This window comes from Streptomyces albidicamelliae (assembly GCF_025642175.1).
GTDB lineage: Bacteria > Actinomycetota > Actinomycetes > Streptomycetales > Streptomycetaceae > Streptomyces > Streptomyces albidocamelliae.
Genome location: NZ_CP106795.1, coordinates 3,938,306 through 3,963,270 on the forward strand (window position 1 = coordinate 3,938,306; position 24,965 = coordinate 3,963,270).

The 24,965-nt window shown below is 71.9% G+C and carries 22 protein-coding genes and 1 pseudogene; 12 read left to right on the forward strand and 11 right to left on the reverse strand.

Going from position 1 to position 24,965, the window contains the following annotated elements:
* Nucleotides 1–4: 4 nt before the first annotated feature.
* Entirely contained in the window at nucleotides 5–1,156 is a 1,152-nt protein-coding gene (locus N8I86_RS18180; RefSeq protein ID WP_073901081.1) for an NADH-quinone oxidoreductase subunit D, read from the reverse strand.
* Nucleotides 1,157–1,187: 31 nt separating this feature from the next.
* Between N8I86_RS18180 and N8I86_RS18185 the strand changes: the two genes are divergently transcribed.
* A complete protein-coding gene (locus N8I86_RS18185) occupies nucleotides 1,188–1,691 on the forward strand; it encodes a PH domain-containing protein (RefSeq protein ID WP_073901083.1) in 504 nt (167 codons plus the stop codon).
* Nucleotides 1,688–3,019 carry a PH domain-containing protein gene (locus N8I86_RS18190; protein ID WP_263278232.1) on the forward strand — a complete coding sequence of 444 codons (1,332 nt, stop codon included), beginning with the start codon at nucleotides 1,688–1,690 and terminating at the stop codon, nucleotides 3,017–3,019. The genes N8I86_RS18185 and N8I86_RS18190 overlap by 4 nt, the downstream gene beginning before the upstream one ends.
* A gap of 85 nt (nucleotides 3,020–3,104) precedes the next feature.
* Here the strand turns inward: N8I86_RS18190 and N8I86_RS39595 are convergent.
* Both N8I86_RS39595 and N8I86_RS18200 read right to left on the reverse strand, forming a co-directional pair.
* Nucleotides 3,105–4,482, reverse strand: a pseudogene (locus N8I86_RS39595) (hypothetical protein).
* Nucleotides 4,483–4,678: 196 nt separating this feature from the next.
* Nucleotides 4,679–5,806: an alpha/beta hydrolase gene (locus tag N8I86_RS18200; RefSeq protein WP_073901089.1), complete on the reverse strand. Its 1,128-nt coding sequence runs from the start codon at nucleotides 5,804–5,806 to the stop codon at nucleotides 4,679–4,681.
* A 227-nt stretch (nucleotides 5,807–6,033) separates the two neighbouring features.
* Between N8I86_RS18200 and N8I86_RS18205 the strand changes: the two genes are divergently transcribed.
* The 6 genes from N8I86_RS18205 to N8I86_RS18230 all read left to right on the forward strand — a co-directional run bounded on the left by N8I86_RS18205 (nucleotide 6,034) and on the right by N8I86_RS18230 (nucleotide 11,204).
* A complete protein-coding gene (locus tag N8I86_RS18205; protein WP_263278233.1) occupies nucleotides 6,034–7,848 on the forward strand; it encodes a phosphatidylglycerol lysyltransferase domain-containing protein in 1,815 nt (604 codons plus the stop codon).
* Nucleotides 7,849–7,969: 121 nt separating this feature from the next.
* Entirely contained in the window at nucleotides 7,970–8,884 is a 915-nt protein-coding gene (gene folP, locus N8I86_RS18210) for a dihydropteroate synthase (RefSeq protein ID WP_263278234.1), read from the forward strand.
* The gene (locus N8I86_RS18215; RefSeq protein WP_123437494.1) at nucleotides 8,881–9,417 is read left to right on the forward strand and encodes a nuclear transport factor 2 family protein; all 537 of its coding nucleotides are present in this window, start codon (nucleotides 8,881–8,883) and stop codon (nucleotides 9,415–9,417) included. Before folP ends, N8I86_RS18215 begins: the two co-directional genes overlap by 4 nt.
* Nucleotides 9,418–9,688: 271 nt before the next feature.
* Nucleotides 9,689–10,048, forward strand: coding sequence for a dihydroneopterin aldolase (gene folB / locus N8I86_RS18220; RefSeq protein ID WP_073901096.1), 360 nt, complete (start codon nucleotides 9,689–9,691; stop codon nucleotides 10,046–10,048).
* Nucleotides 10,045–10,656 carry a 2-amino-4-hydroxy-6-hydroxymethyldihydropteridine diphosphokinase gene (gene folK / locus N8I86_RS18225; RefSeq protein ID WP_073901097.1) on the forward strand — a complete coding sequence of 204 codons (612 nt, stop codon included), beginning with the start codon at nucleotides 10,045–10,047 and terminating at the stop codon, nucleotides 10,654–10,656. The genes folB and folK overlap by 4 nt, the downstream gene beginning before the upstream one ends.
* A gap of 59 nt (nucleotides 10,657–10,715) precedes the next feature.
* Nucleotides 10,716–11,204: a DUF3180 domain-containing protein gene (locus tag N8I86_RS18230; protein WP_073901099.1), complete on the forward strand. Its 489-nt coding sequence runs from the start codon at nucleotides 10,716–10,718 to the stop codon at nucleotides 11,202–11,204.
* Nucleotides 11,205–11,226: 22 nt separating this feature from the next.
* Here N8I86_RS18230 and folE read toward each other — a convergent pair whose 3' ends face one another.
* The 6 genes from folE to dacB all read right to left on the reverse strand — a co-directional run bounded on the left by folE (nucleotide 11,227) and on the right by dacB (nucleotide 18,841).
* The gene (gene folE, locus N8I86_RS18235; protein ID WP_073901101.1) at nucleotides 11,227–11,829 is read right to left on the reverse strand and encodes a GTP cyclohydrolase I FolE; all 603 of its coding nucleotides are present in this window, start codon (nucleotides 11,827–11,829) and stop codon (nucleotides 11,227–11,229) included.
* A gap of 107 nt (nucleotides 11,830–11,936) precedes the next feature.
* Nucleotides 11,937–13,976 (reverse strand): ATP-dependent zinc metalloprotease FtsH, encoded by a 2,040-nt coding sequence (gene ftsH / locus N8I86_RS18240; protein WP_073901103.1) that lies wholly within the window; start codon nucleotides 13,974–13,976, stop codon nucleotides 11,937–11,939.
* A gap of 219 nt (nucleotides 13,977–14,195) precedes the next feature.
* Nucleotides 14,196–14,756 carry a hypoxanthine phosphoribosyltransferase gene (gene hpt / locus N8I86_RS18245; protein ID WP_073901105.1) on the reverse strand — a complete coding sequence of 187 codons (561 nt, stop codon included), beginning with the start codon at nucleotides 14,754–14,756 and terminating at the stop codon, nucleotides 14,196–14,198.
* 77 nt (nucleotides 14,757–14,833) lie between these two features.
* Complete coding sequence (gene tilS / locus N8I86_RS18250) at nucleotides 14,834–15,865, reverse strand: tRNA lysidine(34) synthetase TilS (protein WP_263278235.1); 1,032 nt, start codon at nucleotides 15,863–15,865, stop codon at nucleotides 14,834–14,836.
* Nucleotides 15,866–16,056: 191 nt separating this feature from the next.
* Nucleotides 16,057–17,190, reverse strand: a complete 1,134-nt coding sequence (locus N8I86_RS18255) for a zinc-dependent metalloprotease (protein WP_073901109.1) — start codon at nucleotides 17,188–17,190, stop codon at nucleotides 16,057–16,059.
* 100 nt (nucleotides 17,191–17,290) lie between these two features.
* Nucleotides 17,291–18,841 carry a D-alanyl-D-alanine carboxypeptidase/D-alanyl-D-alanine endopeptidase gene (dacB, locus tag N8I86_RS18260; protein ID WP_263278236.1) on the reverse strand — a complete coding sequence of 517 codons (1,551 nt, stop codon included), beginning with the start codon at nucleotides 18,839–18,841 and terminating at the stop codon, nucleotides 17,291–17,293.
* A gap of 124 nt (nucleotides 18,842–18,965) precedes the next feature.
* On the opposite strand from dacB, the gene N8I86_RS18265 reads away from it, so the two are divergent.
* Nucleotides 18,966–19,457: an inorganic diphosphatase gene (locus N8I86_RS18265; protein WP_073901115.1), complete on the forward strand. Its 492-nt coding sequence runs from the start codon at nucleotides 18,966–18,968 to the stop codon at nucleotides 19,455–19,457.
* A gap of 115 nt (nucleotides 19,458–19,572) precedes the next feature.
* Nucleotides 19,573–21,228, forward strand: a complete 1,656-nt coding sequence (locus N8I86_RS18270; RefSeq protein ID WP_073901117.1) for a threonine/serine exporter family protein — start codon at nucleotides 19,573–19,575, stop codon at nucleotides 21,226–21,228.
* Between the two features lie 18 nt (nucleotides 21,229–21,246).
* On the opposite strand, the gene N8I86_RS18275 is transcribed toward N8I86_RS18270, so the two are convergent.
* Nucleotides 21,247–22,278: a DedA family protein gene (locus N8I86_RS18275; protein WP_404830816.1), complete on the reverse strand. Its 1,032-nt coding sequence runs from the start codon at nucleotides 22,276–22,278 to the stop codon at nucleotides 21,247–21,249.
* Nucleotides 22,279–22,420: 142 nt separating this feature from the next.
* On the opposite strand from N8I86_RS18275, the gene N8I86_RS18280 reads away from it, so the two are divergent.
* On the forward strand, nucleotides 22,421–22,786 hold the full coding sequence (locus N8I86_RS18280; protein WP_073901121.1) for a YbjQ family protein: 366 nt from the start codon (nucleotides 22,421–22,423) through the stop codon (nucleotides 22,784–22,786).
* 15 nt (nucleotides 22,787–22,801) lie between these two features.
* On the opposite strand, the gene N8I86_RS18285 is transcribed toward N8I86_RS18280, so the two are convergent.
* Nucleotides 22,802–23,566, reverse strand: a complete 765-nt coding sequence (locus N8I86_RS18285; RefSeq protein ID WP_263278238.1) for a MerR family transcriptional regulator — start codon at nucleotides 23,564–23,566, stop codon at nucleotides 22,802–22,804.
* Nucleotides 23,567–23,678: 112 nt separating this feature from the next.
* Here N8I86_RS18285 and N8I86_RS18290 point away from each other — a divergent pair, with 112 nt between their 5' ends.
* On the forward strand, nucleotides 23,679–24,965 hold the full coding sequence (locus N8I86_RS18290; RefSeq protein ID WP_263278239.1) for an ion channel protein: 1,287 nt from the start codon (nucleotides 23,679–23,681) through the stop codon (nucleotides 24,963–24,965).

Sequence of the window (24,965 nt, forward strand, 5' to 3'; positions counted from 1 at the left end):
TCGATCACTTGTCGATGTCCCCGACCACGAAGAACATCGAGCCCAGAATCGCCACCATGTCCGCCACCAGCGTCCCCGGCAGCAGCTCGGTCAGCGCCTGGATGTTGTTGTACGACGCCGAGCGCAGCTTCAGCCGGTACGGCGTCTTCTCGCCCTTGCTGACCAGGTAGTAGCCGTTGATCCCGAGCGGATTCTCGGTCCACGCGTACGTGTGCCCCTCGGGCGCCTTCAGCACCTTCGGCAGCCGCTGGTTGATCGGACCCGGCGGGAGCTGCGCGAACCGGTCCAGGCAGGCGTCGGCGAGGTCCAGCGCGTTGTGGGTCTGCTCCAGCAGCACCTCGAACCGCGCGAGGCAGTCGCCCTCGCTCCGGGTGACGACCTTCAGGGTGTCCTGGAGGTCGCCGTAGGCCAGGTACGGCTCGTCGCGGCGCAGGTCGAAGTCGACGCCCGAGCCGCGCGCGATGGGCCCGCTCACGCCGTAGGCGTGCACGGCCTCGGGCGAGAGCACCCCCACCCCGCGCGTGCGGCCCCGGAAGATCTCGTTGCCGAGCACCAGGTCGTCGAAGACGTCCATGCGGGACCGGACGGCGGCGACGGCCTCACGCGCGCGTGCCGTCCATCCGGCCGGCAGATCCTCCTTGAGGCCGCCGACGCGGTTGAACATGTAGTGCATGCGCCCGCCGGAGACCTCCTCCATGACGTTCTGGAGCACCTCGCGCTCCCGGAACGCGTAGAACACCGGCGTGATCCCGCCCAGCTCCAGCGGGTAGGAACCGAGGAACATCAGATGGTTCAGCACCCGGTTCAGCTCGGCGAGCAGGGTGCGCGTCCACACCGCGCGCTCTGGGACCTCCATGCCGAGCATGCGCTCCACGGCGAGGACCACGCCCAGCTCGTTCGAGAACGCCGACAGCCAGTCGTGGCGGTTGGCCAGCATGATGATCTGCCGGTAGTCGCGCGCCTCGAAGAGCTTCTCGGCACCGCGGTGCATGTAGCCGATCACCGGCTCCGCGTGCACGATGCGCTCCCCGTCCAGCACGAGCCTGAGCCGCAGCACGCCGTGCGTGGACGGGTGCTGGGGCCCGATGTTCAGCACCATGTCGGTGCTCTCCGCGGCGCCGCCGATCCCGACCGTGGTCTCCGTCGTAGGAGTCATGGCCCCAGTTTCCCCTACGTACGCTGGCCCCATGGAGACGGGGAGCCCTGACGGGACCGGAATACCGGGGGACGAGTTGGTGTGGCGGGGGCTGCGGCCCGCCCTGGTGCGGGTGCGCCGGCTGCTGCTGGCGCTGTGGGCGGGGGTGCTCGCGCTCGCGACGGCGGTACTGCTGAACCTGTTCGCGGGCCCCGCGTGGGCGTCCCTCGCCCTGCTGCCACTGGCCCTCGGCGCCTGGTGCTGGCGGCTGGTGGAGCGCAACTGGCGCTCCTGGCGGTACGCCGAGCGCGCCGACGACCTGCTGATCAGCCGCGGTGTGCTGTGGCACGAGGAGACGGTCGTGCCGTACGGGCGGATGCAGCTGGTGGAGGTGACCTCTGGGCCCCTGGAACGGCGCTTCGGGCTGGCCACCGTGCAGCTGCACACGGCGGCGGCCGCGACCGACGCGACCATCCCCGGTCTCGACCCGGCCGAGGCGGAGCGGCTGCGCGACCGGCTCACCGAGCTGGGCGAGGCCCGATCGGCGGGGCTGTGAGCTCCCCGGACGGCGCCGGCGGCATACCGGAGCACCCGGCCGTCACCGAGCACCGGCTGCACCCGGTCACGCCCTTCCGCCGGGCGTGGGCGCCGGTCACCGTCCTGGCCGGCTGGGTGGTGCACGACCCGAACGGCACCCAGGAGCAGCTGGCGCGGCTGACCTCCACCATGCTCCTGGTGGGCCTGGCCGTACTGGTGCCGGTGGCCGGCCTGTACGGCTTTTTGTCCTGGTGGTTCACGCACTACGCCGTGACCGGCACCGAACTGCGCATCCGCACCGGGCTGCTGTTCCGGCGCACCGCGCACATCCGGCTGGAACGCATCCAGGCCGTGGACGTCTCCCGCCCCCTCCTCGCGCGCGTGGCGGGCGTCGCGAAGCTGCGGATCGACGTCGTCGGCACCGACGACAAGGACGAGCTCGCTTTCCTGGGCGAGCGGGACGCGCGCGCCCTGCGCGCGGAACTGCTCGCGCGCGCGGCCGGTTTCGCGCCCGAGAGCGCCGCCGAGGTCGGTGAGGCACCGGCCCGCGCGCTGGTGCACGTGCCTCCTCGCGAGCTGGTGCGCGCCCTGCTGCTGACCGGCGCCACCTGGGGCTCGCTGTGCGCCGCGCTCGTGGTGCCGGCCGTGCTGTGGTTCACCACGCACAACCCGTGGAGCGTGCTCGCCAGTGCTCTGCCCCTGCTCGGCGCGGCCGGCGCGAGCAGCGTGGGGCGGTTCGTCACCGAGTTCGACTGGACGGTGAGCGAGTCCCCGGACGGGCTGCGCATCGACCACGGGCTGCTCGACCGCGCGCACGAGACGGTGCCGCCCGGCCGGGTGCAGACCGTGCGGATCGTGGAGCCCCTGCTGTGGCGGCGCATCGACCGGGTCCGGGTCGAGCTGGACGTGGCGGGGTCCTCGAACTCGGTCCTGCTGCCCGTCGTCCCGCGCGCGGTCGCCGAGTCGGTCGTCGCGCGCGTGCTGCCCGGCGCGGCCGTGCCCGGCGAGCTGTCCCGCTCGCCCCGGCGGGCCCGCTGGACCGTGCCGGTGTGGTGGCGCGGACACCACCTCGCCGTGACCGGCGCCGTGTTCGCGACCCGGAGCGGCCTGCTGTGCCGCCGGCTGTCGCTGGTCCCGCACGCCAAGGTGCAGAGCGTACGGCTCACCCAGGGGCCCTGGGAGCGCCTGTGGCGGCTCGCCGACGTGCACGTGGACACCGGGGCCGGCAAGACCGTGACGGCGCGGCTGCGGGACGCCGGGGAGGCCCGGCGGCTGCTGCACGAGCAGGCGGAGCGGTCCCGCACCGGACGGCGGGACGCGCTCCCCGACCGCTGGATGACCGGCTGAGGGAACGGCCCGGCCGTGACGAAGGCCCGGCCCCCCTTTCTGGGGGAGCCGGGCCCTGTCTTCGGTCCGTACGGTTCCGCGGGGCTCAGGAAGCCGCGCTGCGCAGTGTCTGGACGTCGATCTGCTCGGTCTCGTCGTGCGCCGTCAGGTCGATGATCTGCCCGACCCCGAGGGAGTGCGGGCCGGCGGGCTTGAACTCGGCCTCCTCCTCGGCCTTGTGCACGGCGAGGGCCTCCTGCCCGACGACATCGGCGAGGTCCTCGTTCTGCACGGAGTCCAGCGCGGCCTTCGGCTCGCCCTTCTGCGTGCCGAAGAAGTCGAATCCGCCCTGGACCGCTTGGCGGCGCGCGGGCGGGGCCGGTACGACGGCCACCGCCGTCGGCACCGTGAAGTGCCCGGACTGCGGCTGTCCGGCGGACTGGGCGGGCAGGGCCGCCTGAGCCGACGGGACGGCGACCGCGCGCGCGTGACCGTCGGCCACCTCGTGCTGCGCCCGCTCCCCGTCCTCGTGCGCCGCCGGCGCGTCGTCCTCGCTCCGGTGCGCAGCGGAGTGGTCCGTCACGCCGTCCGCGGCGCCTTCTCCCGCGGCTGCCCCTTCGGTGGCGCCTTCAGTGGCTCCGTCAGTGGCTCCGTCAGTGGCTCCTTTGGCGACGGGCCCGGCCTCGGCCGTCCCGCCCTTCGGGGCCTCGGGCCCGGACGGGTCCGCCCCGGACGTCGGCGGCGGCGGCGCGCTCGGGCTCGGGCTCGGGCTCACCGTCGTCGGCGGCCTCCTCCTCGGCAACCGCGGCCTCCGCCTCGGAGTCGTCGGCCGGGGCGTCGCCGTCGAAGCCGGCCAGCGCCAGCAGGGCCCGCTGGTACAGCCAGGAACCCTCGGGCGAGAACACCGCGTTCGCCTTCGGCGCGTCCCCGGACGCCCGGGATCCCTCGGCCTCCGCGGAGCTCGCGCCCCCGGCCTCGGTGTCCCCGGCGTTCTCGACGCCCTCGGTGTTCTCGACGCCCTCGGTGTTCTCGGCGCTCCCGCCGTCCTTCACGGTCTTCGGGGCCGCCTCCAGCGCCCCGCGCCCGGCGCTGCGCGCGGGCGGCAGGGCGGGCGAGGCCGAGGGCTCGGCAGCCTCTATCTCCAGCAGCCGGCGGCCCTCCAGGGCGCTCGCACGCTCGGTCTCCGCCGTGGCGTACCGGCGCAGCAGGGAGGCGTGCTCGTTGCGCAGGCCCGCCAGTTCGGCCCGCTTGGCGCGCAGCCGCTGCTCCAGCTTGGTCCGCAGCTCGCGGGACTCCTCCAGGTCGGTCTCCAGTTCGGCGACCCGTTCCTCGAACCGCCACTCGTCACCGGCACGCGCGCGCGTGAGGTCGGCGACCTGCCGGCCCGCCTGCGCGTCCCAGCGGCGCATCACGACCGCGCCGACGACAGCGGTCACCGCGGCGGCGGCGGCCAGCGCGCGCAGCACCGTGGCCTCGGAGAACACCCAGGGACCCAGCGCGCAGACGACGGACACACCGGCGATCGCCGACGGAGGCAACAGCCGGTGCAGAGGGGGGGAATGGCGGTGGCGTCCACGTGGCATGGCCAGAAACTTACCGCGCGTAGGCGATTCGCGGACCCCCGCCCCGCAAAAAGCCGGCCACTTCCCGTGACTCACGGGGAGTCAGGGGTCCGGCGGGTCAATGGTCGGTGAGCCGGCCGCTCAGCCACTGGAGCGCCGGGGGGATCTCGCGCTTCCAGGTGTTGAAGTTGTGCCCGCCGCTGTCCAGGATGATCGACGAGATCCGGGTCAGGTTCGTGGCCTGCACACCCTGTATGAACGTGAGCGTGGACCGGTAGTTGCGCTCACCGACCTTGCTGCTGGTGACGAGCAGCGAGGTGTCCGGCGCCGGGCGGTGCTTGATGAACCACCACAGGTCGGCATGGTTCTCCAGATTCCGGTCACCGTGGAAGAGGTCGCCGGTCGTGGGGTCGATCAGCGCCTTGTAGTACGGGGACAGGCCCGCGCCGGCCGCGTACACCCGGGGGTGGTGCATGGCGAACTTCAGCGCGCAGTATCCGCCCGTGGAGTCCCCGATGACCCCCCAGCCGCCCGGCCGCTTCCCGACCCGGTAGTGCGCGAGCACGGCCTCCGGCAGATCCTTGGCGAAGAACGTCTCCACCTGCGGGCCGCCCGGCACGTCCACGCACTCGGTGTCCCGCGGGGGCGCCACGGACGGCCGCATCATCACCAGGATCATCGGCTGCATCCGCCCGTCCTTGGCCAGCTGCTGTGCCGTACGCGGGTAGTTCAGTTTGTCGACCAGCGACTCCGCCGTACCGGGGTAACCGGTCAGGACGACGCCCACGGGGAACGTACGCGTGCGGTACTGCGGCTGGAAGTACTCCGGCGGCAGGTACACGTACGCCGGAGCGGCGATGCGGCTCGCCCGGCCGACGATGTCGACCTTCTGGATCTGCCCGGCCGTCTCCGGCCGCGAACCGCGCCCGCCCGGCACGTCGGACGTGGAGACCACCTGCAGCGGACCGCCGGTGCTGCCGTGCGCCGTGTGGTCGACGACGATCCCCTGCTCGGTCTCCTTGCCGAACAGGTCGGCCCAGCTGGCGTAGAAGCCGAAGGCCTGGTTGGCCGCGAGGCCGACACACGCGAACAGCGCCAGCTGGGTGGCCAGCAGCAGGCCGACCCGACCGCTGACGGTACGCCAGTTCTGCCGGGCCAGGCGCGGCCACAGCCACACTGTGCCGACGAACAGCACGGCGGCGAAGAACATCGCCAGCACCAGCACTTTGTTGCTCGTGAGACCCATGGGCTGTTTCCTGCCTGCGCTTTCCGCCCGTGCCGCGCCCACACATCGTCGCGTGGACTTGCCCGGGGCTTTCCTTGCCCTTTGACCCGACTTTCCGGTGGGGAGTGAACCTCTCTCCCCAAGACACCGTCCTAGAGGGCGCAATGTCGCCGGATGCCCGATCGGGCCCGGGTTCAAGGTCTCTCGCAGAACTACGGGATGCGATGTCTGTCAGGATAGATGGGGAAATGTCGGGCGGGGTTCCGGGCCGATCAAGCCGGGCGCGGCGCGTGCTGCGCGGCCCGCGCCCCGAGGCCGTCCCCGCACTGGTCGCCAGGGCGGCCGCGATCGTGGGCGCCCTGGACATCGCGGCGGGCGTGTTCCCGCGCTTCCGGCACAGCCGTATGCACGCCCTCGCCGAAGTGCTGCCGGGTTCCTTCGGCCCCTTCGCCGCCGCGCTCTCGCTGAGCGCGGGCGTGCTGTTGCTGCTGCTGGCGCACGGCCTCAAGCGGCGCAAGCGCCGGGCGTGGCGCGCCGCGGTGGCGCTGCTGCCGGCCGGAGCGGCGGCCCAGTTCGCCTACCGGCACTCGCTCGTCGGCGTGCTCATAGCGGTCGCCCTGCTGGTGCCGCTGCTGCGCCACCGGAACGAGTTCGCGGCCCTGCCCGACCCCCGCAGCCGCTGGCGGGCGCTCGCCAACTTCGTCCTGATGAGCGCCGGTTCCCTGCTGCTCGGCCTGGTCATCGTCAACGTCCACCCGCACCGGACGATCGGCGACCCGAGCCTCGCCGACCGGCTGACGCACGTCGTCTACGGCCTGTTCGGCTTCGAGGGCCCGGTCGACTACCAGGGCAACACCTCCTGGACCGTGGCCTTCTCCCTCGGCGCCCTCGGCTGGATCACCGCGGTCACCACCATCTACCTGGCCTTCCGCCCCGAGCACCCGGCCGCGCGGCTCACCGAGGAGGACGAGGAGAAGCTGCGGGCCCTGCTGGTCAAGCACGGCGGACGCGACTCCCTCGGCCACTTCGCGCTGCGCCGCGACAAGGCCGTCGTCTTCTCCCCCAGCGGCAAGGCCGCCGTCACCTACCGCGTCGTCTCCGGGGTGATGCTCGCCAGCGGCGACCCCATCGGCGACGTCGAGGCCTGGCCGGGCGCCATCGAACGCTTCATGGACGAGGCCAAGGCCCACTCCTGGACCCCCGCGGTCATGGGCTGCTCGGAGACGGGCGGCGAGGTGTGGACCCGTGAGACCGGTCTGGACGCGCTCGAACTGGGCGACGAGGCGGTGGTCGACGTCGCGGATTTCTCGCTCGCCGGACGCGCGATGCGCAACGTGCGCCAGATGGTCAAGCGCATCGAGCGGGCCGGCTACGAAACCCGGGTACGGCGCATCCGTGACCTCGGCGAGGCCGAACTGGACCGCATCCGCCGGGCGGCGGAGGACTGGCGCGGCACCGACACCGAACGCGGCTTCTCCATGGCGCTCGGCCGCATCGGGGACGCGGCCGACGGCGACTGCCTGATCGCCACCGCCCACAAGCAGGACGACGAGCCCGGCGAGTACGGCGACCTGAAGGCCGTCCTGCACTTCGTCCCCTGGGGCAAGGACGGCGCCTCCCTGGACCTCATGCGCCGCGACCGCGCCGCCGACCCCGGCATGAACGAACTGCTCATCGTCGCCGCGCTGCAGGCCGCCCCCAGGTTCGGCATCACCCGTGTCTCGCTGAACTTCGCGATGTTCCGCTCCGCCCTCGCGCGCGGGGAGAAGATCGGCGCCGGTCCGGTGCTGCGGGCCTGGCGCGGACTGCTGGTGTTCCTCTCGCGCTGGTTCCAGATCGAGTCGCTCTACAAGTTCAACGCCAAGTTCCAGCCGCGCTGGGAGCCCCGCTTCGTGGTCTACCGCGCCTCCGGCGACCTGCCGCGCATCGGCTTCGCCGCGATGCAGGCGGAGGGCTTCGTCGACCTCGCCCTGCCGGTGCCGCGTTTCCTGCGCCGGCGCCGGGCGGCCGGCCGGCGCCCCCGTGCGCACGCCGTGCCCGAGCGTGACGTCCGGGCCGCCTGACCCCGGACCGGCGGCACGGCCCCGAGACCGGCCCGGGTGGAAGCCCCACCCCCTCCAGCACCGGGGCTTCCACCCGGGCCGCCGCGCGTTACCGGCATCCTCCTGGGCCTACGCTGAACGTATGAACAACCTCAGCGGGCGCGGACGAGTGACGGGTCTTCCGGCATGGGACCGGTGCGCGGTCATGGGAGTCGTGAACGTGACCCCCGATTCCTTCTCCGACGGCGGCCGCTGGTTCGACACGACCGCCGCGGTCAAGCACGGCCTCGAACTGGTCGCCGAGGGCGCGGACCTGGTGGACGTGGGCGGCGAGTCCACCCGCCCCGGCGCCACGCGCGTGGACGAGGCCGAGGAGCTGCGCCGTGTCATCCCCGTCGTGCGCGGCCTCGCCTCCGAGGGCGTGGCCGTCTCCGTCGACACGATGCGCGCCACCGTCGCCGAGCAGTCCCTCAAGGCCGGCGCCGCCCTCGTCAACGACGTCAGCGGCGGCCTCGCCGACCCCGCGATGATCCCGGTGGTCGCCGACGCGGGCGCCCCGTTCGTCGTCATGCACTGGCGCGGCTTCCTCGAGGGCGGCAACGTCAAGGGCACCTACGAGGACGTCGTCGCCGAGGTCGTGGACGAGCTGCACGCGCGCGTGGACGCCGTCCTGGCGGGCGGCATCAGCCCCGACCGCATCGTCGTCGACCCGGGCCTCGGCTTCTCCAAGGAGGCCGACCACGACCTCACCCTCCTCGCCCACCTCGACCGTCTGCACACCCTCGGACATCCCCTGCTGGTCGCCGCCTCCCGCAAGCGGTTCCTCGGCCGGGTCCTCGCCGGCCCGGAGGGCGCGCCCCCGCCCGCCCGGGAGCGCGACGCCGCCACGGCCGCCGTCTCCGCGCTCGCGGCGCAGGCCGGCGCGTGGGCGGTGCGCGTCCACGAGGTGCGCGCCACCGCGGACGCGGTACGGGTCGCACGGGCCGTCGAGGGGGCGCGCACCGGGGAACCGGCGCGGAGCGCGAACGGCGAGCGCGGGGCGGAAGGAAGCCGGTGAGCGCCCCCCATACCGACGTCGAGCAGGTCGAGGCCGCCAACACCGCCTTCTACGAGGCGCTCGAACGCGGCGATTTCGAGGAGGTCTCCTCGCTCTGGCTCACCCCCGCCGACCTGGGCGTCGACGAGGAGTACCACGACCCCGCGGACACCGGCGTGATCTCCTGCGTCCACCCGGGCTGGCCGGTGCTCACCGGTCGCGGCGAGGTCCTCAGGTCGTACGCCCTGATCATGGCCAACACCGACTACATCCAGTTCTTCCTCACCGACGTGCACGTCTCCGTGACCGGCGACACCGCCCTCGTGACCTGCACCGAGAACATCCTCAGCGGCGGCCCCGCCCCCGAGGAGGGGGCCGAACTGGGACCCCTGGTCGGCCAGCTCGTCGTCGCCACCAACGTGTTCCGGCGCACGCCCTCCGGCTGGAAACTCTGGTCGCACCACGCCTCCCCCGTGCTCGCCGAGACCGACGACTCGGACGACTCGGAGGGCGGCGTGAACGGCACCGACCCGGACGACGGCACCCTCGCCTGAACACGCCGGCGCACCCGGCGAGGGCACCGGAAGGGCCCGCAGGGACCAAGAAGTGGTTGGAATCACCTACCCCCGGGTATGAGCGGCTACCACCCCATGACGCGTCCGGGTTCCCCGGGGGAAACACGGGGTGAACCCTGCGGTCCCGGCCCGAGCCCACGCCCCGGTGGCCCGGCTCTGTCGGCGCCCGCAGGTAGATTCGTCTGTGACCGGTGTGCCGCCCGCACGCGGTACGACCCGGTCGTTCCCGACGATTGCAGGAGTGATTCGCGTGGATCGTGTCGCGCTGCGCGGCCTCAAGGCCCGCGGGCACCACGGTGTGTTCCCCAAGGAGCGCGAGGAGGGCCAGACCTTCATCGTCGACCTCGTCCTCGGCCTGGACACCCGGCCGGCCGCGGCCGACGACGACCTGGCGAAGACCGTGCACTACGGCATCGTGGCCGAGGAGGTCGTGGCCGTGGTCGAGGGCGAGCCCGTGAACCTCATCGAGACGCTCGCCGAGCGGATCGCCCAGACCTGCCTGAAGCACGAAGGGGTCCACGAGATCGAGGTCTGCGTCCACAAGCCGGACGCGCCGATCACCGTCCCCTTCGACGACGTGACCGTCACCATCACCCGGAGCCGAGTATGACCCGATCCTTCCTCCAGGGTCACAGCGACCCGACCGTCCAGCCGGTGCCCGCCTCGGTCGTCGAGAGGGTGGACGCCGCCGACACGACCCTGCAGAACCCGAAATGGGCCGTGATCTCCATCGGCTCCAACCTCGGCAACCGCCTGGAGACCCTCCAGGGCGCCGTCGACGCCCTGGAGGACACCCCCGGCGTCCGGGTGAAGGCCGTCTCCCCGGTCTACGAGACCGAGCCGTGGGGCGTCGAGCCCGGCAGCCAGCCGTCGTACTTCAACGCGGTCGTGGTCCTCAAGACCACCCTGCCCCCCGCCTCCCTGCTGGAGCGGGCGCACGCCGTCGAGGAGGCCTTCAACCGCGTCCGCGACGAACGCTGGGGCCCGCGCACCCTGGACGTCGACATCGTTTCCTACGCCGACGTCACCTCGGACGACCCGCACCTCACCCTGCCCCACCCGCGCGCCCACGAGCGGGCCTTCGTCCTCGCGCCGTGGCACGACGTGGACCCGCAGGCGCAGCTGCCCGGCCGCGGCACCGTGGCCACCCTTCTCGCGTCCGTGACCCGCGAAGGCGTGGAGGCACGCGCGGACCTGGAACTCCGACTGCCCGAGTAGTCGTTAAGGTCAAGACGACCAACGATCCGGGACGGTCCGGGGGGAGCTGAAGGGACACCGTGAGAGAGCTGCGCATCAGGGTGCTGGTCGGTGTGTTTTTCGTGGCCGGCATCCTGTCCTGGGCGGGCGCCCGCCTCTGGAACTCGATCGGGACACTCCCCAGCGTCCCCCTGGCCGCGCCGATCGTCCTGGCGCTGATCGCCGTCGTCCTGCTCGCGACCGCGCTCTCGCTGCGCGCCCGTCTGCGGGCCCAGCGCGAGCGCCGTCCCGGGGCGAAGGGCGTCGACCCCCTGATGGCCGCCCGCGCGGTCGTCTTCGGCCAGGCCAGCGCCCTGGTCGCCGCCCTCGTCGCCGGCATGTACGCCGGGACGGGCGTGTTCCTCCTGGAACTTCTCGACATCCCCGCCCGCCGCGACCAGGCCATCTACGCCGGCTTCTCGGTGGTGTCCGCGCTCGGCGTGATAGTGGCGGCCCTGTTCCTGGAGCGGGTCTGCAAGCTCCCGGAGGACGACGACCAGAACCACCCGGGCGCGGAGCCGGTGGCCTGACCGCCGCCCCCGGTCACGGGGCTCACGCCAGTATCAGGCTCATCGCCTCGGCGCGGGTGGTGGCGTCCCGCAGCTGGCCGCGCACCGCCGACGTGGTGGTCTTGGCGCCGGGCTTGCGGATGCCGCGCACCGACATGCACATGTGCTCGGCCTCGATGACGACGATCGCGCCGCGCGCCTCCAGGATCCGCACGAGCGAGTCCGCGATCTGGGTGGTGAGTCGTTCCTGCACCTGCGGGCGGCGGGCGAACACCTCGACCAGCCGGGCCAGCTTGGACAGTCCGGTGATCTTGCCCGTCTCGGCCGGGATGTACCCGACGTGCGCCACGCCGTGGAACGGCAGCAGGTGGTGCTCGCAGAGGGAGACGATCTCGATGTCCTTCACCAGGACCATCTCGTCGTGCCCCAGATCGAAGGTCGTCGTCAGAACGTCCTCGGGCTCCTGCCACAGTCCCGCCAGCAGTTCCCGGTACGCGCGCGCCACCCGTGCCGGCGTCTCCTTCAGGCCCTCGCGGTCGGGGTCCTCACCCACCGCGATGAGGAGTTCGCGTACGGCGTTCTCGGCCCGCTTCTCGTCGAACTCGCCGATGAAGCCGTCGCCGGCCAGCGTCACGGGGTCGGTCATCTGATGCCTCGTTCCTGTACGTCTTGCCGCGGACATACGAATGCCGCGCCCCCCAGGCTAAAACCTGGGGGGCGCGGCATTCATTCCGGGCCTGTCGGCCGGGTGCCTCAGCTCTCGGGGCGGTCCTCCGGGGTCTGCTCCGTCACCGGGGCGGACTCCGAGGCGGTGGACTTGGCCGTGCTGATCGAGGCCGTCGCGCCGTTCGCACCGTTGGTCAGTGCCAGCTCCTTGGGGGAGAGCACCGGCGGGCGGGTGGACGGGGTGCGGCGGGAGGACCCGGTCCACGCGGGCCGCGGCGGGCGCTTGTGGATCGGGGCGAAGATCTCGGCGATCTCCTCCTTGCCCAGGGTCTCCTTCTCCAGCAGGTGAAGGACGAGCTGGTCGAGCACGTCGCGGTTCTCGACCAGGATCTCCCAGGCCTCGTTGTGCGCGGTCTCGATGAGCTTCTTGACCTCTTCGTCGACCAGCGCGGCGACTTCCTCGGAGTAGTCGCGCTGGTGAGCCATCTCACGGCCGAGGAAGGGCTCGCTGTTGTCGCCGCCGAACTTGATCGCGCCGAGCCGCTCGGTCATGCCGTACTGCGTGACCATCGCGCGGGCCAGGTTGGTGGCCTTCTCGATGTCGTTGGCGGCGCCGGTGGTCGGGTCGTGGAAGACCAGTTCCTCGGCCGCCCGGCCGCCCAGCATGTAGGCGAGCTGGTCGAGCATCTCGTTGCGGGTGGTCGAGTACTTGTCCTCGTCCGGCAGGACCATCGTGTACCCGAGGGCACGGCCGCGGGACAGGATCGTGATCTTGTGGACCGGGTCGGAGTTCGGCGAGGCCGCCGCGACCAGGGCGTGACCGCCCTCGTGGTACGCGGTGATCTTCTTCTCCTTGTCCGACATGATCCGGGTCCGCTTCTGCGGGCCCGCGACCACACGGTCGATCGCCTCGTCCAGCGCCTTGTTGTCGACCAGCTTCTGGTCACCGCGGGCGGTGAGCAGGGCGGCCTCGTTGAGGACGTTGGCCAGGTCGGCGCCGGTCATGCCGGGAGTACGGCGGGCGACGGCGGCCAGGTCGACGTCGGACGCGACCGGCTTGCCCTTCTGGTGGACCTTGAGGATCTCCAGGCGGCCCTGCAGGTCCGGCGGGTCGACCGCGATCTGGCGGTCGAAGCGGCCGGGGCGCAGCAGCGCCGGGTCGAGGATGTCCGGGCGGTTGGTGGCGGCGATGAGGATGACGCCGCCCTTGACGTCGAAGCCGTCCATCTCGACGAGCAGCTGGTTCAGCGTCTGCTCGCGCTCGTCGTGACCACCGCCGAGGCCGGCGCCGCGGTGGCGGCCGACCGCGTCGATCTCGTCGACGAAGACGATGGCCGGGGCGTTCGCCTTGGCCTGCTCGAACAGGTCACGGACCCGGGAGGCACCGACACCGACGAACATCTCGACGAAGTCGGAACCGGAGATCGAGTAGAAGGGGACGCCGGCCTCGCCGGCGACGGCGCGCGCGAGGAGCGTCTTGCCGGTACCCGGGCGGCCGTAGAGGAGCACGCCCTTGGGGATCTTGGCGCCGACGGCCTGGAACTTGGCCGGCTCCTGGAGGAACTCCTTGATCTCCTGGAGCTCCTCGACGGCCTCGTCGCAGCCGGCGACGTCGGAGAAGGTCGTCTTGGGGGTGTCCTTGGTGATGAGCTTGGCCTTGGACTTCCCGAAGTTCATGACCCGGGAGCCGCCGCCCTGCATCTGGTTCATCAGGAACAGGAAGACGACGACGATCAGGACGAAGGGCAGCAGGGAGAGCAGGACGCCGACGAACGGGTTCTGCTTCGACGGCGAGACGGTGTAGCCGTCCGGGATCTGCTTGTCCTGGTACTTGGTCTGCAGCTGGCTGGCGATGGTCACGCCCTGGTCGCCGATGTAGCTCGCCTGGATCTTCGAGCTGCCGTCGACCTTCTGGCCGTCCTTGAGATTGACCTTGATGGTCTGTTCGTCGCCTGTGGTCAGCTTCGCCGACTGGACCCTGTTGTCATTGATCGCCGCGACGACCTGACCGGTGTCCACCGTCTTGTAGCCGCCGGACGAGCCGACGACCTGCATCAACACGACCACGGCAAGGACGGCCAGCACGATCCACATGACCGGCCCACGGAAGTATCGCTTCACGTCCATCCATACGGAGCGGTGTCGCCCCGTCCCTCCTGCCATAGTGAGTTTGATAAGACAGTTCTTCTGACGGTACCCCAGCATTGTTGCCCGAAGCCGCACGAAGCCGTTTCGAGGGCCGGGAAACCCGTCTCTGCATGCTTCAACGGCGCGGGCCCCGCCGGGGTTCCCGATCGTCCCACCGGGCTTGGGCCGACTGGCGCAGCCCGGGGGTCCGCTCCGGGGTCAGCCGCCGTAGACGTGCGGCGCGAGCGTACCGACGAACGGCAGGTTGCGGTACTTCTCGGCGTAGTCCAGGCCGTAGCCGACGACGAACTCGTTGGGGATGTCGAAGCCGACCCACTCCACGTCGATGGCGACCTTGGCGGCGTCCGGCTTGCGGAGCAGCGTGCACACCTTCAGGGAGGCGGGCTCGCGGGAGCCGAGGTTGTTGAGCAGCCAGGACAGGGTCAGGCCCGAGTCGATGATGTCCTCGACGATCAGGACGTGCCTGCCCTTGATGTCGGTGTCGAGGTCCTTGAGGATGCGGACCACACCGGAGGACTGGGTGCCCGCGCCGTAGGAGGACACGGCCATCCAGTCCATCGTGACGGGGGTGGACAGCGCTCGGGCGAGGTCGGCCATGACCATCACCGCGCCCTTGAGGACGCCGACGATGAGCAGATCCTTGCCCGCGTACTCCGCGTCGATCTTCGCGGCCAGCTCGGCCAGCTTCGCGTCGATCTCTTCCTTGGTGATGAGCACCTGCTGGAGGTCGGCACCCATGTCTTTCGCGTCCACCCGCATCACTTTCGGTCGTCCCGCACTTACGGCCTCCGGCTGCCCGGACCGGCCGCCGGAGGATCGCTCCGGGAGGTCGGGATTCAGCCCTGCCGAATCACCAGTCTGCCACCCTGCCGCTGGACCACGACTTTGCCCGGGAGATTGATGGCTCCCTGGCCGCGCCAGCCGGTGATCAGACGGTCGACTTCCTCGATGTGCCGGGCGAACAGCGAACCGGCCGGCGCACCGGCCTCGATCGCGGCCCGGCGCAGGATGCGGCGGCGGACGGCGGGCGGCAGGGCGTAGAGCTTCGCGCACTCCAGCAGCCCGCCGGCGTCCCGTACGGAGGACTCGGCCTGCCTGGCCCAGCTGTCGAGGGCGTCGGCGTCGTCGCGGGAGAGCTGGGCGGTGCGGGCGAGCGCCTCGACGACACCCTTGCCGAGAGCTTTCTCCAGGGCGGGCAGGCCTTCGTGCCGGAGCCGGGAGCGGGTGTAGGCCGGGTCGGCGTTGTGCGGGTCGTCCCAGACGGGCAGGGACTGGACCATGCAGGCCTTGCGGGCGGTCTGGCGGTCGACGTGCAGGAAGGGCCGCCGGTAACGGCCGCCGGCCCCCGAGACCGCGGCCATGCCGGACAGGGAGCGGATGCCGGAGCCGCGGGCGAGGCCCAGCAGGACGGTCTCGGCCTGGTCGTCACGGGTGTGGCCGAGCAGGACGGCGGCGGCGCCGTGGCGTTCGGCCAGCGCGTCCAGGGCGGCGTAGCGGGCGTCGCGGGCGGCGGCCTCGGGCCCTCCTTCGCGGCCGACGGTCACGGCGACGGACTCGACGGGGTCGAGACCGAGTTGGCGAAGGCGCAGGACCACTTCGTCGGCGCGGAGGTCGGAGCCGGGCTGGAGGCCGTGGTCGACGGTGACACCGCCCGCTCGGATGCCGAGTCTCGGAGCCTCGAAGGCGAGGGCGGAGGCGAGCGCCATGGAGTCGGCGCCGCCGGAGCACGCGACGAGCACGAGCGGGGAGGGGGGCCGCTCGGCCGGCCGATCCGGGTGCGCGCCGGGGTTCTGCTGGTCGTTGAGGAGGTCGTGGAGTACGCGGCGAACCGCCAGGCGTATCGCCGCGACCGCAGGATGGGGACCCATGTCCGGTTCCCTTCATGAAGTTTTCGGGGGGCGAGTCCGAGCTCGGTCACTCAGAGTGTGTAGATGGTGACAGAACCGGGCCGTTCCCCGAGCATTGCACGCCTACGCATGGCCCACGGTCCCTCGGACGGGTGATTGAAGGGGCGTCCGTCTGCCGTCGGCCGGATTCCTCCCACGACTCCCCGCGGCGTTCACGGCTCGGTCCTGCGGTGCACCCGCGCGATCCAGTCCGCCGGTTTGGCGATCTCCGCCTTGGTGGGCAGGGTGTTCGGGGAGGTCCACACGCGGTTGAACCCGTCGATGCCGACGTCCCCGACGACCGCGCGGACGAAGCGCTCGCCGTCCCGGTACTGCTTGAGCTTGGCGTCCAGGCCGAGCAGTTTGCGCAGGGCCTGGTCGAGGCGGGAGGCGCCCTTGGCGCGGCGCTGCTGGAACTTCTCGCGGATCTCCGCGACGGTCGGTACGACGCTGGGTCCGACGCCGTCCATGACGTAGTCGGCGTGCCCCTCCAGCAGGGACATCACGGCGGTGAGACGGCCGAGGATCTCGCGCTGGGCGGGGGTCTGCACCAGTTCCACGAAGGAACGTCCGCCGTCCTCCTCCTCGCCCTCGGGGCGGCCGCCGACGAGGGACTGGGCGGCCTCCCGGATGCGCTCCAGGAAGGTCATCGGGTCGACGTCGGTCTCCGCGAGAAACGACTGGATTTCGCCCTCGAGGTGGTCGCGCAGCCAGGGCACGGCGGTGAACTGGGTGCGGTGGGTCTCCTCGTGCAGGCACACCCACAGCCGGAAGTCGTGCGGCTCCACGTCGAGTTCGCGTTCGACGTGGACGATGTTGGGGGCGACGAGGAGGAGCCGGCCGCCGCCGTTCTCACCGGCGGGCAGGTCGCGGCCGGCGGGGGCGAAGGTCTCGTACTGGCCGAGGACCCGGGAGGACAGGAACGACAGCAGCATGCCGAGTTCGACGCCGGTGACCTTGCCGCCGACGGCGCCGAGCACCGCGCTGCCGGGGCTGCCCGCGCGCCGCTCCTGCATCTTCTCCAGGAGGGGTTTGAGGATCTCGCGGAAGCCGGCGACGTTGGCGCGGACCCAGCCGGGCCGGTCGACGACGAGGACGGGGGTGTCGTGGGTCTCCTCGGTGGTCATCCGGGTGAAGCCGCGGACGTGCTCCTCCGAGGCCTTCGCGTGCCGGCGCAGCTCCGCGACGACGGCCCTCGCCTCGTCACGGCTGACGTCGGGGCCCGGTCGTACGAGCCGTGTCGCGGTTGCCACCGCGAGGTTCCAGTCGACCATCCCGGAAGATGCGGTGCCGCCGAAGCCAGTCATGCCGTCAACCGTACGTGAGCGTCCCGGCTTGGGGCAGACCGTGCGGGCCGCCGGGGGTGGGCGGCCCGGTCGCCGGGCGGTGGCACGGGGCCGGCCGCCGTCATCGGCAGCCGCAGGCCGCCAGGGCCGTGGCCGCCGTGTCGAGGGCCGCCTGGGCCTCCGGGGGGTTCGCCGTGCCGGAGGTCAGGAAGGCGAAGGCGAGGAGGTGGCCGTCGGTGTCGACGACGGTGCCCGCGAGGGTGTTCACGCCGGTCAGGGTGCCGGTCTTGGCGCGTACGACGCCGGACGCGCCGTCGGTGTAGCGGCGGGCCAGGGTGCCGGTGAAGCCCGCCACGGGGAGGCCGGTGAGGACCGGGCGCAGGCCGGGGCGCTCGGGGTTGCCGGCCTCGACCAGCAGGGCGGTGAGCAGGTCGGCGGTGAGCTTGTCGTCGCGGTCGAGTCCGCTGCCGTCGTGGAAGGCGGCCCCGGACAGCGGCAGGCCCAGTTTGGTCAGCCGGGCGGAGACCGCCCTGGCGCCGCCGGCGAAGCTGGCGGGCTCGCCGCTGGTGAGCGCGGTCTGGCGGGCGAGCGCCTCGGCGATGTCGTTGTCGCTGTTGGTCAGCATGCGTTCGACCAGGGCGGCCAGCGGGGGCGAGGAGACGGTGGCGAGGGTCTGGGCGCGGGTGGTGGCCTTGGAGGTGCCGGGGGGCGTGGTCTTGATTCCGGCGTCGGCGAGGAAGCCGGCGAACTTGCCCGCCGCGTCCTTCGCGGGGTCGCTCACGCGCGTCGCCGGTCCGCTGACGGAGGCGTCGGTGCGGCCCTCGTCGGCGATGAGGGCGCTGACGGGGGCGAGGTTCTCGTTGACGCCGATGGGGTGCTGGGCGGGCCCGGAGTACAGCGTCGTGTCGTACGACAGGGTGACCTCGCCGATGCCGCGCGCGTGGAGTGCCTTCGCGGTGCCGGCGGCCAGGGTGCGCAGGCTCGCCCAGCCGTCGGACTTCGCGCGGGCGGTCAGGGTGGGGTCGCCGCCGCCGACCAGGACGAGTTCGCCGGTGTCGGGTTCGAGTGCGGCGCGGGTGGTGAGGCGGTGGTCGGGGCCGAGGGCGGACAGGGCGGCGACGGCGGTGGCGATCTTGGTGGTGGAGGCGGGGGTGAGGGCCTTGCCGGGATCGGTGGCGTAGAGGCGCTTGCCGGTGGTCACGTCGACGACGGCGGCCGTGCGGGTGCCGCCGAGGGCGGGGGCGTTTAGGAGGGGCCCGAGGACGTCGGCGAAGGGTTTCGCGCCGGAGGCGTCGTTCGTGGTGCCGACGGCGCCGTCGGCACCGCCCAGGCCGGTCAGGACGGGTGCGGCGCTCGGGGCCGGGCGGGGTGCGCCCGCCGCGGTGCCGGAGCCTGCGTGATCTGTGCCACCCGACCGCTCGAGGGCGGCGGCCCGTTCCCGCTCGGCCGTACGCTGACCGTTGGCGTCCCAGGGGCCTGCCACGGTCACCACGCCGGCGGCCAGTGCCAGGCCGGCGGTGGCGGCGCCCGCGGTGTACTGCCAGGTCCGGGCCGTTTTCGGGCGGGGCGCCGACCGCGGACGGACGGCCTTCGCCAGCCGCGCGACCCGCGGCCCGGCGGCGGCCGCGGCCCTTGCCAGACGCGGTCGTACGGCGCTCGCGATCCGCCTCACCTGCGGTCCCGCGGCTCGCCAAGGCCTCAGCTCTGGCACGACCACCAGCCCCTTTCGCGATCACACACCTGCGTGAGGGACACTTAATCACCAGAACTATGTGTTGATCATGGAGGAGCCACCGGTGGAGTTCGACGTCACGATCGAGATCCCGAAGGGTTCGCGCAACAAGTACGAGGTGGACCACGAGACCGGTCGGATCCGCCTGGACCGCCGTCTCTTCACCTCGACCGCCTACCCGGCCGACTACGGCTTCGTCGAGAACACCCTCGGCGAGGACGGCGACCCGCTGGACGCGCTGGTCATCCTGGATGAGCCGACCTTCCCGGGCTGCCTCATCAAGTGCCGTGCGATCGGCATGTTCCGGATGACGGACGAGGCGGGCGGCGACGACAAGCTGCTGTGCGTGCCCTCGACCGACCCGCGGGTCGAGCACCTGCGCGACATCCACCACGTGTCGGAGTTCGACCGCCTGGAGATCCAGCACTTCTTCGAGGTGTACAAGGACCTGGAGCCCGGCAAGTCCGTCGAGGGCGCCAACTGGGTGGGCCGTACGGACGCCGAGGTGGAGATCGAGCGGTCGTACAAGCGCTTCAAGGAGCAGGGCGGCCACTGACCGGCCGGTTTGTCTCCGACGGGCCGCGGCACCCTGGGTGGGGTGACGCGGCCCGTCTGCGTGCTCATGCGCATACTGAGGCCTACGGAAGGTGTCGTTCAGGGAGCGGTGCGAGGTGATGGAGGCGGAGGACCGCAAGCCCCGGTCCGACGAGGCGCGGTACGACCCGGAGATCACGTCCGAGTTCGCCATTCCGGTGGGGCTCGACGTACCGAGGACGGGTGGTGAGCCGGAGACGACCTCCGAGTTCACCGTGCCCCGGGGGCTGGAGACGCCGCAGCCCCCGAGCGCGGAACCGGAGGGGTCGGCGTTCAGCACGCCGCGCACGTACAGCGCCAGCGGGGCCCCGGTCGCGTTCACGCCGGCCACCGGCGTGCCGATGGTCAGCCTGATCAAGGACGCGCCGTGGCAGGACCGGATGCGCACGATGCTGCGCATGCCGGTGACCGAGCGCCCGGCGCCGGAACACGTGCAGCGCGTGGAGGAGGGCGGTCCGGCCGTCCCGCGCGTGCTCGACCTGACGCTGCGTATCGGGGAGCTGCTGCTGGCGGGCGGCGAGGGCGCCGAGGACGTGGAGGCCGCGATGTTCGCGGTGTGCCGGTCCTACGGCCTCGACCGCTGCGAGCCGAACGTGACCTTCACGCTGCTGTCGATCTCGCACCAGCCGTCCCTGGTGGAGGACCCGGTGACGGCGTCCCGCACGGTGCGGCGCCGGGGCACCGACTACACGCGGCTGGCGGCGGTGTTCCGGCTGGTGGACGATCTGACCGACCCGGAGACCCATGTCTCGCTGGAGGAGGCCTACCGGCGCCTGGCGGAGATCCGCCGTAACCGGCACCCCTACCCCGGCTGGGCGCTGACGCTGGCCTCCGGGCTGCTGGCCGGCGCGGCCTCCGTGCTGGTCGGCGGTGACCTGATCGTCTTCGTGGCGGCGGCGCTGGGCGCGATGCTCGGCGACCGGCTCGCGTGGCTGTGCGCGGGGCGCGGGCTGCCGGAGTTCTACCAGTTCACGGTGGCCGCGATGCCGCCCGCGGCGATCGGTGTGGCGTTCGCGCTGGCCGACGTGGACCTGAAGGCGTCCGCGGTGGTCACCGGTGGGCTGTTCGCGCTGCTGCCGGGGCGGGCGCTGGTGGCGGGCGTGCAGGACGGCCTGACGGGCTTCTACATCACCGCGTCCGCGCGTCTGCTGGAGGTCATGTACTTCTTCGTCGGCATCGTCGCCGGGGTGCTGGTGGTCCTGTACTTCGGGGTGAAGGTCGGCGGCCAGCTGAACCCGGACGCGGCGCTCGGCAGCTCCGACCGGCCGCTGGTGCAGATCGCGGCGTCGATGGTCCTGTCGCTGACCTTCGCGGTGCTGCTTCAGCAGGAGCGGTCCACCGTGCTGTGGGTGACCCTCAGCGGCGGGGTGGCGTGGTCGGTGTACGGCGCCATGCACGTCGTCAGCGACATCTCACCGGTGGCGTCCACGGCCGTGGCGGCGGGGCTGGTGGGTCTGTTCGGGCAGCTGCTGTCGCGGTACCGGTTCGCGTCCGCGCTGCCGTACACGACGGCGGCGATCGGCCCCCTGCTGCCCGGTTCGGCGACCTACTTCGGGCTGCTGTCCATCGCGCAGAACGACGTGGACAAGGGGCTGGTGTCGCTGGCCAAGGCCGCGTCACTGGCCATGGCCATCGCCATCGGGGTCAATCTGGGGTCGGAGATCTCGCGGCTGTTCCTGCGGGTCGGCTCCGCCGGGAAGCGCCGGGCCGCGAAGCGGACGAGGGGTTTCTAGGGCGCTGCCCGGCCCCCGTCAGTGGTTGCGGTGGTCGTACGGGTACGGGCTCTGGCCGTTCCCCTGCCGCGGGTGCTGCGGGTACTGCTGCTCGGGGTGCTGCTGCTGCGGGTAGGGCTGCTGGGGGTACTGCTGCGGGTCGTAGTACTGGTCGCCGTAGCCCTGGCCGGAGTAGCCCTGGTCGCCGTAGCCCTGATCGGGGTGGCCCTGATCGCCGTAGCCCTGGTCGCCGTAGCCCTGGTTCCAGTGCTGCTGCGGGTGCGGGTCCTGCTGGTACGGCTGCTGGTACGGCTGTTCCGGCTCGACGCGGCGCAGCTGCGTCGTGGCGTCGTCCATGGCGGGGGCCTGCTGGTGCGCGGCGGGCCGCTGGTACGCGGGCTGCTGCGGCCGGTACGGGGCCTGCGCCGCGGCCGGCTCCGCCTGCTCGGCCTTCTTGTTCTTGCCGCGTGCGCGCAGGAACTCGATCGCGATCGGGACGACGGAGACGAGGACGATCAGGATGAGGATCGCCTCGATGTTCTTGTTGACGAAGGGGATGTTGCCCAGCCAGGAGCCGAGGAGGGTGACGCCCGCGCCCCACAGGACGCCGCCGATGACGTTGAAGGTCAGGAACGAGCGGTACTTCATGCCGCTGACGCCGGCGATGATCGGCGTGAACGTCCGCACGATCGGCACGAAGCGGGCCAAAATCAGGGACTTCGGGCCGTACTTCTCGAAGAACTCGTGCGCCTTGGTGACGTTCTCCTGCTTGAACAGGCGGGAGTCGGGCCGGTTGAACAGGGACGGGCCGACCTTCTTGCCGAACATGTAGCCCGCCTGGTCGCCCAGGACCGCGGCGAGGCAGATCAGGGCGATCGCCCCCCACAGCGGGAAGTCCAGCTGGTCCGAGGTGATCAGCAGACCGCAGGTGAACAGCAGCGAGTCACCCGGCAGGAAGAACCCGATGAGCAGTCCGGACTCGGCGAAGACGATGAGCAGCAGGCCCCAGATGCTGTAGGTGTCGAGGAGATAGTTGGGATCCAGCCAGCTCGGGCCTAGGGCGAGTGTCATCACGGGTCCGGGCTCCTGAGGGGGTGAGGCGGCTGCGGCATCCATGTGGGCCGCACAAAGCTATCAACGCGATGTGTCCGACCCAGGTTCCACCGGTGTCTCCAGGATGCACTGTGGGCGGACTGGCACAAAGCTGTGAGCCATGGGACTCGATGACTACGGCGGCGGCCAGGGGCCCCAGCCGGACGTGCTGGTCGTGACGACGAACGACGTGCCCGGGTACCGGGTGCAGCAGGTGCTCGGCGAGGTCTTCGGCCTCACCGTGCGCTCCCGGCACCTCGGGAGCCAGATCGGCGCCGGGCTGAAGTCGATGATCGGCGGCGAGCTGAAGGGCCTCACCAAGACGCTCGTGCAGACCCGCAACCAGGCCATGGAACGGCTGGTGGAGCAGGCACGCGCGCGTGGCGCCAACGGGGTGCTGATGTTCCGGTTCGACGTGACGGAGGCCGCGGACGTCGGCACGGAGGTGTGCGCCTACGGCACGGCGGTGGTCCTGGCCCGGGAGTGACCCCGGGCCAGGACCTCAGGAGGCCGTGTGCCGCGCGGTGTTCGCCACGATCGCGTCCCTCAGGTACCCGGCGAGACCGCTGCGGACGGCCTCGTACGTCGCGGTGAACCGCTCGTCGGCCACGTACATCTCCCCCAGGCACGCGTGCATCTCGTGCGGGCAGTCGTAGTACGCGCGCGTGATGAACCGGCGGTGCTCCTCGGCGACGTCCATGGCCGCCGCGGAGCCGGCGGGCATGCCCTCGGCGAGCAGGTCCGCCATGCGGCCGTGGATCGCGCCCATCTCCTCGTTGATCCGCTTCCAGTCCTCCTTGGTGTACGAGGCGGTCCGGCGCCGCGACTGCCGGTAGGCCTCGGTGCCGCCCCAGCGTTCCTCGGCCTCGGCGGCGTGCTCGTCGGGGTCGAAGTCGCCGAAGACCTCGAACCGCTCCTCGGGGGTGAGGTTGATGCCCATCGTGCGTGCCTCCATGGCGTGCTCCACGGCCGCGGCCATCTTCTGCAGCTTCTCGATCCGGACGGTCAGCAGTTCGTGCCGGCGGCGCAGATGCGCGCGCGGGTCCGCGTCCGGGTCGTCGAGCAGGGCCGCGACCTCGTCGAGCGGGAAGCCGAGTTCCCGGAAGAACAGGATCTGCTGGAGCCGGTCGAGGTCGGCGTCGTTGTAGCGCCGGTGGCCGGCGTACGTGCGCTCGCTGGGCACGAGCAGACCGATCTCGTCGTAGTGGTGCAGGGTGCGCACCGTGATCCCGGCGAACCCCGCGACCTGTCCCACGGAGTAGCTCACTTTCCGCTCCTTGTCGTCGGTACGCCTTCACGTTGAGGCCTGACGTCACGTGAGGTGCAAGCCGGATTCCACTCGGGATGTTGGGTGCGTTATGTCCGCTTATGGTGAGCCCGTGGCCCAGGAGACCGAGAAGCAGGCTCCCTCGACCCGGCCGGCGGCCCCGGCGCGGGCGCTGCTGCCGTCCATCCTGCCCGCCGCCGCCGTCGGCGTGCTCGCGAGTCTCACCTTCGTCGGCGTCAGCTCGGCCGCCGAGCAGTTGCAGCGCGTGCTGTGGGGGCCGCTGCCGAAGGCGCTGGGCGTGGGGCCGTACTCGGTGCTGTGGATGTTCGTCATGCTGGTGGCGACCGGCGCCGCCGTCGGTCTGGTGGTCTGGAAGGTGCCCGGGCACGCCGGGCCGGACCCGGCCACGACCGGTCTGAACGCCCCGGTCCTGCCGCTGTACGTGCTGCCGGGCCTGGTGCTGGCGGCCGGGCTGATGCTGGCCGGCGGGCCGAGCCTGGGCCCGGAGAACCCCATCATCGCCGTCAACGTGGGACTCGTGGCCTGGCTCGGGACGCGCTTCCTGCCACGGAGACCGGGCGCCCTGTGGCCGGTGCTCGCCGAGGCCGCGACCATCGGGGCGCTGTTCGGCACGCCGGTGGCGGCGGCGCTGGTGATCTCCGAGGCGCTGGCCGGGAAGCCGATGCCCGGTCTGCTGTGGGACAACCTGTTCGCGCCGCTGACGGCGGGCGCGTTCGGGGCGATCACGACCACCCTGGTGGCCCATCCGACCTTCGACCTCGGGCTGCCGCCCCTGGGCCACCCGAACGGCAGGGACGTGCTGGCCGCGCTGGTGATCGCCCCGGTGGCCGCGCTGCTCGGCATGTGCGCCGTCCGCGCGTTCCCGTACGTCCACGCGGCCTTCCAGCGGTTGCGGCATCCGATGCTGATGCTCCCGGCGGGCGGAGTGGTCCTCGGCGCCCTGGCGGCCGTGGGCGGCCATCTGACCCTGTTCAAGGGGCTGTCGGAGGTCGGGGTGCTCGCGGCGAACCCGGACGGCTGGTCGGCGGGCCAGTTCGCCACCATGACGGTGGTGAAGCTGGCCGCGCTGCTGGTCGCCGCGTCCTGCGGCTTCCGCGGCGGCCGGATCTTCCCGGCCGTCTTCATCGGCACCGCCCTGGGCCTGTGCGCCCACGCGCTCGTTCCCGCCGTACATCCCTCGCTGGGCGTGGCGACGGGCGTCCTGGGCATCCTCCTGGCGATCACCCGGCAGGGCTGGGTGAGCCTGTTCACCGCGGCCGTCCTGGTCGCCTCGCCCGCCATCATCGCCCTGCTGTGCATCGCCTCGCTGCCGGCCTGGCTGCTGGTGACGGGGCGCCCGCAGATGCAGCTGCGGGCGGACGGCACCTCGATCCGCTGA